Annotated in this window: 8 protein-coding genes and 3 tRNA genes; 5 read left to right on the top strand and 6 right to left on the bottom strand. The window is 73.8% G+C overall.

What is annotated here, in order from left to right:
- Positions 1-20: 20 nt before the first annotated feature.
- Positions 21-872: a hypothetical protein gene (locus tag POD19_RS01570; protein ID WP_145032424.1), complete on the top strand. Its 852-nt coding sequence runs from the start codon at positions 21-23 to the stop codon at positions 870-872.
- Positions 873-949: 77 nt separating this feature from the next.
- On the opposite strand, the gene POD19_RS01565 is transcribed toward POD19_RS01570, so the two are convergent.
- Positions 950-1041, bottom strand: a tRNA-Ser gene (locus POD19_RS01565).
- Positions 1042-1237: 196 nt separating this feature from the next.
- On the bottom strand, positions 1238-2140 hold the full coding sequence (locus tag POD19_RS01560) for a PRC and DUF2382 domain-containing protein (protein ID WP_002858048.1): 903 nt from the start codon (positions 2138-2140) through the stop codon (positions 1238-1240).
- 292 nt (positions 2141-2432) lie between these two features.
- On the opposite strand from POD19_RS01560, the gene POD19_RS01555 reads away from it, so the two are divergent.
- The gene (locus POD19_RS01555) at positions 2433-4388 is read left to right on the top strand and encodes an FAD/NAD(P)-binding protein (protein ID WP_340309276.1); all 1956 of its coding nucleotides are present in this window, start codon (positions 2433-2435) and stop codon (positions 4386-4388) included.
- 84 nt (positions 4389-4472) lie between these two features.
- On the opposite strand, the gene POD19_RS01550 is transcribed toward POD19_RS01555, so the two are convergent.
- The 3 genes from POD19_RS01550 to POD19_RS01540 all read right to left on the bottom strand — a co-directional run bounded on the left by POD19_RS01550 (position 4473) and on the right by POD19_RS01540 (position 9739).
- Complete coding sequence (locus POD19_RS01550) at positions 4473-7217, bottom strand: ExeM/NucH family extracellular endonuclease (protein WP_169577791.1); 2745 nt, start codon at positions 7215-7217, stop codon at positions 4473-4475.
- Positions 7218-7244: 27 nt separating this feature from the next.
- Positions 7245-9509, bottom strand: coding sequence for a bifunctional metallophosphatase/5'-nucleotidase (locus POD19_RS01545; RefSeq protein WP_136940050.1), 2265 nt, complete (start codon positions 9507-9509; stop codon positions 7245-7247).
- Positions 9510-9651: 142 nt separating this feature from the next.
- Positions 9652-9739, bottom strand: a tRNA-Ser gene (locus tag POD19_RS01540).
- Between the two features lie 136 nt (positions 9740-9875).
- Here POD19_RS01540 and POD19_RS01535 point away from each other — a divergent pair.
- Both POD19_RS01535 and POD19_RS01530 read left to right on the top strand, forming a co-directional pair.
- Positions 9876-10937 carry an NAD(P)H-quinone oxidoreductase gene (locus POD19_RS01535; protein ID WP_081097720.1) on the top strand — a complete coding sequence of 354 codons (1062 nt, stop codon included), beginning with the start codon at positions 9876-9878 and terminating at the stop codon, positions 10935-10937.
- On the top strand, positions 10934-11383 hold the full coding sequence (locus tag POD19_RS01530; RefSeq protein ID WP_049145163.1) for a hypothetical protein: 450 nt from the start codon (positions 10934-10936) through the stop codon (positions 11381-11383). Before POD19_RS01535 ends, POD19_RS01530 begins: the two co-directional genes overlap by 4 nt.
- Positions 11384-11457: 74 nt before the next feature.
- Here POD19_RS01530 and POD19_RS01525 read toward each other — a convergent pair.
- Positions 11458-11531, bottom strand: a tRNA-Thr gene (locus POD19_RS01525).
- A 182-nt stretch (positions 11532-11713) separates the two neighbouring features.
- Between POD19_RS01525 and POD19_RS01520 the strand changes: the two genes are divergently transcribed.
- A complete protein-coding gene (locus POD19_RS01520; protein WP_036316046.1) occupies positions 11714-12448 on the top strand; it encodes an HAD family hydrolase in 735 nt (244 codons plus the stop codon).
- The last annotated feature ends 17 nt before the right edge of the window (positions 12449-12465 follow it).

Below are 12465 nucleotides of genomic sequence, written 5' to 3'. Positions count from 1 at the left end.
GCCACACCTAGAATGGAGGCATGGAATATCTCGTCCCTGTCCTCGCGGTGGTCGTCATCGGCGCCCTCGCGTTCACCGCCGCCCGGTGGATGTCGGCCGGTCGAGCGCGTCAGGCGGCGGACCAGCGCACGCCGTCCGGTCGCGGGCTGGACATCGGACCGGAGCGTGCGCGTCTGGCGGCGGGGCTGCTGGACGAGGACGCCCATCGGCGCGTGTATGGGCACATCGCCCAGAGCCGCGTGATGGAGGCCGTGCGCGACTACCGCGCCCACACCGGGCGCGGCCTGAAGGACGCCGTCATGGACGTGCAGTCCCTCGCCGTGCATCCGCAGGTCTACTCCGAGCCGGCACAGGAACCGGACGCCACGTCCGCCGGAGCTGCGGGGCCCGTTTCCGCTGGCCATGAGGAGCCCCACCGGGACGACGCGGCCCCGGCCGAGACCCCCGGGCCGGAGCGGCCCGGACAGGATTCGAGCGGGCAGCGGGAGCCGGACGCTCAGACGCCCGATCGCGAGACCTCTGACGCCGTGGCCGAGGACGACGCCCGGCAGGACACCGACCACGCCTCAGCCGCGCCGCGTCCGACGGCGACGCCCGCCGATGAGCTGACCACCCTGACCGTCCCGGCCGAGTGGACCGCCGCCCCCGCCGAGGAGGAGTTCCCCTTCGAGGTCGAGGTGATGCGGGGGACGGAGTCCGTCCGCCTCTCCTCGCAGGACCTGCCGCCGTGGCTGCGCGACCAGCTCTCCGCCATGGTGCGGGACGGCAACCTCGAGTCCGCCGCCGTCCAGCTGTCCAGCCACTCGGAGCTCTCCGTCCCGGAGGCGTACGAGCTGCTGCGCCGCATGCGCGAGCGTCGCGGGGAGGGCTAGTCACCAGCCGGTCGCCATGTCAGGTCGCCGCGCGCAGACGCGAAGAGGGCCGGAATCGCGTGGATTCCGGCCCTCTCTGGCGGAGACGGGGGGATTTGAACCCCCGGCCCGACTTTCGCCGAGCCCTTCATTAGCAGTGAAGTCCATTCGGCCGCTCTGGCACGTCTCCTCCGTCCGGCGCGCCTCGCACGGGGCGACGCGCGGTCAGACCGGTCCAGCTTAGCGCGCCAGGCCAGGGCAGGGCAAAGGAGCGACGTGCTCACGGTCGGACCACCACCGCGCACGAGCGGGGCCCCGGATCCATGGATCCGGGGCCCCGCGTGATCTGTCAGCCGTCCGGCCTGAGGCCGACGCGTCCGTTCAGATCAGATGCGATCCTTGCGGTCGTTGCGGCCGTCGAGGTCGCGATCGGTGGCGTCGCCGTCGACCTTGACGTCCTCGTGGCGGACCTCCTCGGTCACCGTCTCGGTGTCCTGCACCTGGCGCTTGCCCAGGGAGACCTTCTCGGCGTCCACGGTCTTGTTGACGACCGGGGTCTCCTCGTAGGTGGTCACCTCGACGTCGCCGTCGCGGCCGGCGGTGCGGGCCTCGGCGGAGTTCGGGTCGACGGACTCGCGCTCCACCACGACCTCCTCGCGGGTGACGGGCACCTCGACGGTCTCGGTGGTGGTGTAGGCCTGCTTGCGCAGACGGACGCGGCCGGAGGCGCGGCGCTCGGTGCCGACGTTCAGGTGCTCGTCCTTGACGACGACGGAGTCGGCGTCGGTCACGTCGCGGCGGTCATGGTCGGCCACGTCGCGGCGGTCGCGGTCGGTCACGTCGTGGCGGTCGCCGTCCACGACGGCCTCGTCGCGGCGGTCGGCCACGCCGGCCACGCCCGCAGTGCCAGCCACGCCAGCGGCGCCGGCGTCGGTGCGCACGTCGTCACGACGCACGTCGCCGTCGTAGTCCGCGGCGGAGTACTCCATGGAGTAGTACTCGTAGATGCGCTGCTCCTCCTCGGGGGTCAGCGAGCCGTCCGCGTCCACGTTCGGAGCATCCTTCACGAAGGACTTCTCGAAGGGCACCGTGATGCCGTCGGCGGTGGTCTGGGCCTGCTGCAGCGGGACGAAGGTCTCGCGGGCGCCGAACAGGCCGGTCTTCACCGTGACGAAGGTGGGCTCGTTGGTGACGTCGTCGAGGTAGACCTGACCGACGGAGCCGATCTTGTCGCCGTCGGTGGCGAAGACGGTGGAGTTCTGCAGCTGGTCGAGAGCGTTGCGGTCCATGAGGAATTCTCCTTCTGAATCGGTGTTTTGTTGCCTTACGCTCATTCACAATTCCCCATGGGCCCGAGTGGCGTCAACCATCGGCCCCCCAGATTCCTAATTCCCAGACTTCTCTCAGAATCTCGGTGCGATCCGCATGATTCCGCGGATTCTCCGTCCGGCCCTGCTGTAGATCCTGGGGGATCGGTGGGAGTGTGGCGCAAGCGGTCCGCGACCCTTGACGGCCACCGATATTGTGTGGAATACGCGCGCCGCAGGCGTGAATAACGATCCCGAGGAGAGTGGAGGCCCCATGTCCGAGCCCCTGGTGGCCGATCGCCGCCTCGCAGTGGTGGGAGCGGGCCCCCGCGGCGTCATGCTGCTGGAGCGGATCCTCGCCCGACTCGAGGGCGCGGCCCCGGACGCACACCCTCGGCGGATGCGCATCGACGTCGTGGACCCCTATCCGCCCGGGCCAGGGCGGGTGTGGCGCACTGACCAGTCCGAGCTGTACCTCATGAACACCCCCGCGTTCTTCCCGACCGCGTGCGCCGCCGACAACCCCGGTCTGCGCCCCTCCACCGCCGCCCAGACCTTCGACCAGTGGCGACGCGTGCACCCGGAGGCCAGCCTCGGCGTGCGCCGCCACCAGTACCCGGCCCGTGCGGTCTACGGGCGCTACCTCCGGCATCTGTACAAGGACGTCGTCGCGGGGCTGCGCGCCCGCCCCGAGGTCGTCGAGGTCGTCGAGCACCGCGCGGAGGCCACCGCCCTGCACCCCCGGCCCGACGGCGGCGCCCGCCTGGAGCTGCGGGACGCCGACGGTGCGGTCTCCGCGCTCGACGCGGACGCCGTCGTGCTCTGTCTGGGCCATCAGCCTGCGGAGCTCAGCCCCGGCCAGAACCGGATGGCCGCCGCCGCGCGGGGCAGGGACGAGCTGCACTACCAGGGCCCGCAGATCCCCTCGGACGTGGACTGGGAGACCGTGGAGGCCGGGGCGGACGTCCTCGTGCGGGGCATGGGCCTGAACGCGTTCGACCTGCTGGCCCAGCTCACCCAGGGCCGGGGCGGGGTGTACCGCCGCACCGGCGACGGACCCGGCCGGGCCCTGCGGTACGAGCCGTCGGGGGACGAGCCGCGCCTGCACCTGATGTCCCGCCGCGGCATCCCGTACCTGCCCAAGGCTGAGGTGGACGCCTTCGTGCCCCGCGGCGTCACCCTCAGCTACCTCTCCGACGCCGCCGTGGACGCCCTCGCCGCCCGGCACGGGGCCCTGGACCTCGCCGAGCACCTCTGGCCGCTGCTGCACCGCGACGTGGTCCGGCACTACTACGCCACGCTCGTCCGGGCCCAGCCCGAGATCCTCGGCGGCCCCGTCGAGGCGCGCCGATTCCTCGGGGAGCTCGTCGGCCAGCTCGAGGAGGCCGGCCGCGGCGCCCCCGTGACCTCCGCGCACGCCGAGGAGCTCCTCCAGCGGTACGCCCCCGGCCGGCGCTTCCTCGACATCCTGGCCTATGGGTCCCCGTTCGAGGACGCCGTGTTCGCCTCCCATGAGGACTATCAGCGGGCCGTCGCGGAGCTCATGGAGCAGACCTGCGTCGAGGCCGCCCTCGGGGAGGAGTCCCCGTTCATGATGGCCGTCGGCGCGCTTCATGCCGGCCGACTGCGGATCAAGGCGTGGGTCGCCGAGGGCCGGATCACCGAGGCCTCCCGCATCCGGGACGTCCAGGGCTGGTTCGAGCCGCTGGTCGAGGGCCTCGCCTCCGGCCCGCCCCTGTGGCGCGTGGAGCAGATGCTCGCGGTGCACCGGGCCGGCCTGCTCACCTGGGCCGGCCCCGCGCCCGTGGTCGAGGCCGAGGAACACGCATTCACCGCCCACAGCCCCCAGGTGGGAGCGCAGGACTCGCTGGGGCCCGCCGTCGTCGAGGGGGCCTGGCTGGTGGAGGCGATGATGCCGCCCAACCGCGTGCAGGCCGCCGCCTCCCCGCTGGTCCGTCAGATGCTGGCGGACGGCGTCGCCGCGGCCGGGACGTGGGAGGACGAGGAGGGTGTGCGCGTGCCCGCCACCGGCTTCGACGTCACGGCCCGCCCGTACCGGCTGCGGGCCGCGGACGGCACGGTCCACGCGGACGTGTTCGTGCTGGGCCTGCAGCTCTCGGGCGTGCAGTGGGGCACCGCGATCGCGGCCGAGGCCGGGGCCGATCCGGCCGGACGTGCCCTCTTCCTCGCCGACGCCGACGCCGCCGCGACGGCCGTGCTCGCCGGCTGAGCCCCCACGACGACGGCGGGGCCGTCCGGGTTGCTCCCGGACGGCCCCGCCGTCGTCATGCCGGGTGCGGCGCCCCGCGTCCCGTCAGGGACGGACCGGCCCGCGGCCCTTGCCGGGGTGCTCCGGGCCGTGGCCCTTGCCCGGGTGGTCGCCGCCGTGACCCGGGGTCGCGCCGACGCAGCGCAGCCACTCGCGCACGGAGTTCGCGGGCTTGCCCGGCACGCCGCGCGGATCGGTCACGCCGTCGCAGGTCTCGCCCGGGGAGGGCTCCGGCTCCGGGGTCGGCTCGGTCACGGGCGCGTCGAGCTGGAGGCCCACCAGGATCGGGTTGTGGTCCGAGGACCGCCACTGGTCCGCGGAGTACAGGTCCTCGACCACGTAGTTGTGGCGCGAGTACTCCAGTGCCACGGATTCGTTCGCGTTGATCATCCAGATGTCCTGGCCGGTGATCGCCGTCGCCGCCGACGGCGAGGCGTAGATCCCGTCCAGGCTGCCGACGGCGCCGCCGAACGCGTACGAGTACTCGCCCGTGAGCGCGCCCTGCGAGAGGTACCCGGCCGCCTCGAGCACGCGGATCGGGTCCTCCTTCTCGTAGGCGTTGAAGTCGCCCATCAGCAGGACGCGGTCGGTGCCGGTCTCGGCCTTCATGCGCTCGGCGAAGGCCACGAGGGCCTCGGCCTGGCCCACGCGGTCCGCGTTGTACGCGCCCTGGCCGTCGCCCGCGTCCACGTTGTCCCCGGTCGCACCCGAGCCGCCCTTGGACTTGAAGTGGTTGGTGATCGCCACGAAGTCGGTGCCGGCCGCCCCCTCGGACGTGCCGTCGGCGGCGCGGAACAGCTGGGCCATCGGCTCGCGGGCGTTGTCGAAGTTCGTCTGGTCGTCCAGGATCACCGACTCGCCCACCGGGGTGACCTCGGCCGGCTGGTAGATGAACGCGGAGCGGATGACGTCCTCGTCCGCGAGCGCGGGACGCGCGGTCGGGGAGGCCACGTAGGCCCAGCGCTGCTCGCCGGCCTGCGCGTTGAGGGCCTCCACGAGGTGGGCCAGCGCGTGGTCCCGGTCGAGGCCGAACTTCTCGGAGTTCTCGATCTCCTCGAGCGCGACCACCGAGGTGCCGAGGCCGTTGATCGCGGCCGCGATCTTCTCCTGCTGGCGGGCGAACGCCTCGGAGGTGTAGGCGCCGCGCGGCAGGCAGCCGTTCGTGGTGACGGGGTTGCCGGCGCGGTCGCGGTAGGCGCTGCAGCCGGCCACGTCCTGACCCAGGGTCGTGAAGTAGTTGAGCACGTTGAAGCTGCCGACGGTGACGTTGCCGCCGACCGCCTCGGGGGCGGCCTCGGCCGGGCGGGTGTCCTCGATCGTCACGGGCTGGACGGCGGCCGCCGTGGCATCGGTGAGGTGGCCCAGCGGCTGGAAGGACCACGCGTCGAAGCGCCAGTCGAGGATGACTCCGGTGGTGAACTCCAGGCCCGCGCCCACGCGCACCGGCTGGTCCGCGTCCAGGTACGGCAGCGGATTCTGGTTGCCCGGCGAGCGCATGAAGTTCGTGGTGGCCCCGTCGTCGAGCACGATCAGCTGCTGCGCGTTGGCGGCCGCGACGGCCTGGGCCTCGGCGCCGGGCCGAGCCACCGACGTCGGGTTGTCCAGCGGCGTGGTGCCGGGGACGATGCCGAGGGAGCCGTACTGGTTGAGGGAGTAGTTGTCCGTGACCGTCCAGTCGCCCTGCGGGGCGAGGACCATGCCCTCGAGCGCCTCACGGTCGGCCTCCTCCAGCGGGAACTCCACCGGCGTGGGGGCCACGGCGCCGGGCTCGGCGACCGGCAGCACGCCGCCGGCGGCGACCTTGATCTGCGTGAGGCCGTAGTGCTCGGCCGCTTCGCCCGTGACCTGGACGTGGTCGCCGAGCGTCACGGAGCCGACCGTGTCCGGCGAGTACACGAACACGCCGTCGGAGGCGCCCGGGGTGGCGTCGGGGGTGTCGCCGCCGGTGCCGGCGGTCTGGATGTAGTAGCCGTCGTAGCCGCCCGTGGAGTACACGGCGGTGACGACGCCGGTGGTGGTCACCTGGCGCCCGGCGTACGGGGTGGCCGTGCCGGTGCCCTGGAGCTGGGCGATGGTGATCCGCTCGGCCGGGGTCGGCTGCGGCTCGGGCTCCGGGGTCGGCTCGCCGCCGGTGGCGGCGGCGTTGGTCGGGGTGACCTGGTCGGTGACGGTGAAGTCGGCGCTGTTGTCGTCCGTGTCCACGCCGTTCGTGCGGGTGAGGGACTTCGGGTCCGAGTTGGCCGAGGGGGCGCCGGCAGCCGCTGTTTCGAAGGTGTTCGTGGCTCCGTAGCCGAGCACGTCCGCGACGCCCGGCACCTGGCCGGTCACCACGGAGCCGACCGGCAGGTCCGTCACGGTGCCCGCCTGGCGCGCGAGCACGATCGTGCCCTTGGTGCCCGCGGGGTTGAACGCCCCGCCGGCCACGAGGTCTGCCTGCGGCAGGGCCGCGCCCGCGGTGCCGTTGGAGCCGCCAGAGACCAGGAAGTGGCCCTTCGCGGGCACCGTGCCGGACAGCGCGACCGTGCCCTGGGTCGCGGCCGTGCCGGCGGCGGAGCGGTACTGCAGGGACCAGCCGTCGAGGTTGATCGGCTGGTCGGTGGGGTTGTAGAGCTCCACGAACTTGTGGGTGTACACGGCGTTCGCGGAGCCGCCGTTGGTGTATGCCTCGTTGATGACGAGGGAGTCGCCGGCCGGGCTGGCCTGGGAGGGCAGGGCCACGGCGGGGGCGAGCAGGGCCAGGGCGGCGGTGGTCACCGCGGTGCGCGCGGCGAAGCGGGGCAGGGGGGTCATGTCGTCCTCGGTCTCGTTCTCGATGGGTCAGCGCGGCAGGCCCGCGGCGGTCAGCCAGGCATGGGCGGAGAAGACGGGGTGCGTGGCGGCGCCGCGCTGCACGCCGCGGCCCTTGCCCGGGTGGTCCTCGCCCTTCACGCGGCCCTTGCCCGGGTGGTCGGCGCCCTTGTCATGGCCCTTGCCATGACCCTTGCCCGGGTGGGTCGGGGCGGGCTGCTCCGGCTCGGTGGGGGACGGGGCCGCGGTGACCTCGAGGGCATGGCGCACCACGGTCGTGCTGCCGTCGGCGTAGCGCACGGTCATCACGAGCTCGCCCGTGCCCGCCGCGGCGGGGGCGGTGATCCCGGAGAGCGTGACGGTCTCGGAGCCCGCGGGGACGGCCACGGTGCCCAGGGCGGTCTCGGTGCCGTCGGCCGTGCGGAAGGCGACGTCGACCGCGGTCGCCGCGGGGGCGCCGTCGGAGTCCACCACGAGGTCCCCGAGGGTCAGGCCGACGGCCTGCCCGGCCTCGACCGAGGCGGGGGCGTCGGTGACCGGCACGCCGTTCTTGCCGAAGTCCGGGGCGACGGCGCCGTGGGCCGCGTCCTGGGCGCGGGCGTAGTCCGTGATCGCCTGGGAGTCCAACAGGCCCATGTTCACGAAGTTCTGGCGGCCGGTCGCGAAGGCGGTGTAGCCGTCGGGGGCCTTGGTCGGGTCCCCGAGCGTCGTCCAGGTGTCGTCGGCCAGGAACGACTGGCTGGCCACCGTGTACATGCGGTCCGCCTGGAGCGGCTCGCCGTCGATCCACACGCCGGTCACCTTGTCCCCCTGCGGGCGGGACTCGTCGTAGGTCCAGGTCAGCTCCTCGGACCAGCCGAGGGTGAACTTGCGCACGTCGTTCCGCCAGTTCTCCTCGAGGGCCAGCTTGATGGAGGAGCCCGGGATGTCGAAGTAGGTGATGGTGTTGCCGAACGGCGCCATGTCGAGCAGCTCGCCCAGGGTGAGGCGACCGACGAGGTCGGCCGGCTTGGCCGGGAACGCGCCGCCGTCGGTGAAGCGGTCCGTCAGCAGCTCGGAGCGCAGGCCGCCGGGGTTGGTCACGCCGAGGTCCACCTCGGGGTTCGCCTGCTCGGCGGCGTGCTTGACGGCGTCGCCCACCCAGGTGCCCAGGGTGGTCTCGGCGGCGCGCGTGCCGCCGGCCTTCCAGGAGCCGCCGGCGTCGATGAGCGTCTGGTAGTCGGTGGTGATGGAGGCGGACAGGTCGGCCACGACCTCGCCCTGCAGGTCCTCGAAGACCGCGACGGCCTCCTGCTCGATCGCGTACACCTGGGCGGTGACGGGGGATTCCGCGGCGGCCTCGGCGGGGGCCTGCGTGGACCGGGCCAGCAGGCGCGGGGTGAGCCCGGTGACCTCGCCGTCGGCGCCCACGGTCAGCTCGACGGCGGCCAGGTGGCTGCCGGAGGCACCCGCCTGGATCACGGGGCGGTGGGCGCCGCCGGCCGCGGCGTCGTACTGGTAGAGCTGGTGGGTGTGGGCGTTGAAGATGAGGTCCACGGCGGAGGAGGTCTCGCCGACGATGCGGTCGAACTCGGCCCGGGCCGCCCGCTCGGCGGCCAGCTCGCCCGCGCCGGCGGCGCCGTCGTGGTACGAGGCCACGATCACGTCGGCGGCGTCCTGGGCCTCCAGCTCGTCCGCGACCGCGTTCACGGCGGCGACCTCGTCGAGGACCTCGTTGCCCTTCAGTCCCGCGCCGGTGGTGGTCGCGTACAGCTCGTTGGGGGAGGCGCCGATGACCGCGACGCGCACGCCGTTGACGTCGAAGACGGCGTGCGAGGTGAGGACGGGCTCCTTGCTCGTCGGGTCCACCAGGTTGGCGGAGAGCACCGGGAACTGGGCCCGGGACTCCACGCGGCCCTGCAGGTCGTCCAGGCCCTTGTCGAACTCGTGGTTGCCGGCGGTCAGCGAGGCCAGGCCGAGCGCGTTCATCACGTCGATCGTCGGGTTGTCCTGCTGCACGTTGGACACGGACTTCGAGCCGCCGATCAGGTCGCCGGCGCTGGTCAGCAGCGTGGAGCCGGCGCCGTGCTCGGCCTCGAACGCGGTGCGGTAGTCCTCCACGGTGTCCGCGAACTGCGTGCCGATGTAGTCCGCGGACAGCGCGCCGTGGAAGTCGTTGAAGGACAGGATCGAGATGGTGGTCTCGTCCGCGGCGGCCGTCTCCACGGCCAGGGCGGGCGCCGCGCTCGCGGGCGCGAGGACGAGGACGGTGCAGGCGGCCGTGGTGACGGCACGGCGGCGGAACAGGCTGGGCATGGCTCTCCCCGGGATGCGTGATGACAGAGGTGCGCCGCCGGTGGACGGCGGGGTGACGCGCGGAGTCCATCACATCCAGGTGGCCCCCAGGTGAACGAGAGGCGGCGGGCCGTCCGGCCCGCCGCCTCTCGTCGTGTGCACGCGGATGGTGAGGGATTCGAACCCTCGGCACGGGGTCACCGCACACCGGTTTTCAAGACCGGCTCCTTCGGCCGCTCGGACAACCATCCCGGGCCTGACCGCGACGGCGTGGGCCGCCGCGTCGAGGACCCACTCTAGCCCGTGGCCCGGCGGGCGACCGGTGGCGAGTCCGGCCCCCGCGCGCGAGGATGGACCCTCGACCCCCGACCAGAGGAGGAGACCCCCATGGACGTCCCCGCACAGATGCGCGCCGTGCGATTCACCGGCGCCGGCGACAACGGCGTCGTCCGCGTGGGCCACGAGCCCGTGCCGGACCCCGGCCCGGGCGAGGTGCTGGTGCACGTGGCCGCCGCGGGTCTCAACCGCGCGGACATCGCGCAGCGCGAGGGCCGCTACCCGCCGCCGCGCGGCGCCTCCGAGATCCCCGGGCTCGAGGTCTCCGGCACCGTGGCGGCGCTGGGACCCGAGGCCGGGATGCCGGGTGAGGGGCGCTTCGCCGTCGGTGACCGGGTGTGCGCGCTCCTGGCCGGCGGCGGCTTCGCCGAGTACGTCGCCGTGCCGGCGGGCCAGCTCATGGCCGTCCCCGACGGCGTCGGCCTCGTCGAGGCGGCGGCCCTGCCGGAGGTCGCCTGCACGGTGCACTCGGCGCTCGTGGGCCGGGCAGGCGTCCAGGCCGGGGACCGGGTGCTCGTGCACGGCGCCACCGGCGGCATCGGCTCCTTCGCCGTCCAGTTCCTCGCCGCGCTCGGTGCACGGGTGCTGGGCACCGCCGGCGGCCCGGAGAAGGTGGCGCTCGGCCGGCGGCTGGGCGCCGAGCACATGTTCGACCACCGCGCCGCCGAGTCCGGTGCCTTCGCCCCGTGGGTCAAGGAGGTCACGGACGGCCACGGCGCGGACGTCATCCTCGACGTCGTCGGCGCCCCGTACCTGGCGCCCAACGTGTCCGCGCTCGCCCCCGAGGGACGCATCGTGACGCTCGCGGTCCAGGGCGGCGCCGTCCCGGAGGACTTCAACATCATGAAGCTGGTGGTCAAGCGCGGCTGGCTCACGGGGGCGACGCTCCGCTCCCGCTCGGTCGTGGACAAGGCCGGGATCGTGGCCGCGGCCGAACGTGCCGTGTGGCCCCTGGTGGCGGCGGGCCGCATCGACGCGAGCGTCGGGGCGTGCTTCCCGCTCGCCGAGGCCGCCGAGGCGTTCGACTGGTTCGACTCCGCCACCCGCACGGGCAAGGTCGTGCTCGTCACCGACCCCGCCGACGCGCGCCGGCCGTCCGGCGACCGCGCATGAGGGGGCCCTTCGCACGCTTCCGTCAGGAGCGTGCCGACGACCGCGAGCTCGGCACAGGGCTGTGGCGCCGTGCCCACGACCGCCTCGGCCGGGCCCTGGACCGCTACTGGCAGGTGCTGGAGGGCCAGCGGGGCACGGACGTGCTGAGCCACGAGGAGCGCAACGGCGTGGTCCACGCCGGCAACGTCCTCACGGAACGGCTCCCCGCGGTCCGTGCCCTGTGCGTCCGCCTGCACCGGGACCACGAGGGCGACGGCGAGCACATCCCGGCCGAGGCCGCCGACGTCCACCGTGAGCTCTCCCGCGCCGCACACGAGCTGGCCGCCACCGCCCAGGCCCTCGCCCTGTACCGGCTCGGCCAGGGCTCGGCGGAGTCGGTCGGCCGGCACGCCGAACGCACCCTCGGCCACCTGGACCGGGCGGAGGAGCTGGGAGCCGGGCTCTGACGGCGGCGCGCCCCGGAGGGCCGGCCCGGAGACGAGAGGACCCCGCCGCGTGGTCACGCGGCGGGGTCCGGGGGAGCCCCCTGCCGGATTCGAACCGGCGACCTGCTCTTTACGAGGGAGCTGCTCTGGCCAGCTGAGCTAAGGAGGCACGCGACCGTGAACGGCCACGGCTGACGAGCATACCGGTTTCGCGGCCCCGATTCCACCGCGCGGCCGGGTGCGCGGGCCACCGAGTGTGGCCCGCCCCTTCCGCGGGCGTTCACCCCCAGGCCATGCCGTGGCCAGACGAGGACGGTTCCCTGGTGGGCACACACCGTCGACGGGAGACGCATGAGCCTGCCCCACGCCCCTCGCACCCCGGCACCCCCCGCCGCGGCTTCGTCGGCCGTGCCCCTCCGCCTGGCCGTGGTGGACATGTCCGGCACGTCCATCGTGGAGCACGGGCTCCAGGACACGGCGTTCGCCCGCTCGTTGGACCAGCACGGCGTCCCGGCGGGCACGCCGGAGCACGACGACGCCGCGCGGCGGTTCCGCGCGCTCCGGCCCACCTCGCGCACGGCCGTTTTCCCCCGCGTGTTCGCCGACCGGGCGGTGGCCGCGGCGGCGACCCGCACGTTCGAGGCGACCTTCGACGCGCTGCTGGCTGAGCACGGCGTCCGGGCCGTGCCGGGCGCGGAGGAGGCGCTCATCCGCCTGCGCGCCCTCGGCCTCCACGTGTGCCTGTGCACCGGCTACGCCCGCCACACCCAGAACATGATCCTCGAGTCGCTGGGGTGGATGGGCCTGGCGGATCTCAGCCTCTCCCCGGACGACGCCGGCCGCGGCGTCCCCTACCCGGACATGATCCTCACCGCCCTGCTCGGTCTCGACCTGGAGGACGTCCGCAGCGTCCTCGTGGTCGGGGACACCGCGGAGGACATGACGGCCGGGCGCCGCGCCGGGGCCGGACTCGTGGTCGGCGTGCGCACGGGTCGCGACGCGGACCACGTCCTGCTGGCGGCGGGCTCGGACCGGGTGGTGCCGGGCCTGGCCGACGTGCCGGACCTGGTGGTCCGCACCCGCTGAGCCGGCGCCGGTCCACC

It is taken from the genome of Micrococcus sp. GPGPB33 (genome assembly GCF_037853785.1).
GTDB classification, from domain to species: Bacteria; Actinomycetota; Actinomycetes; order Actinomycetales; family Micrococcaceae; genus Micrococcus; species Micrococcus luteus.
This window is presented reverse-complemented; position numbering and strand designations above follow the sequence as displayed.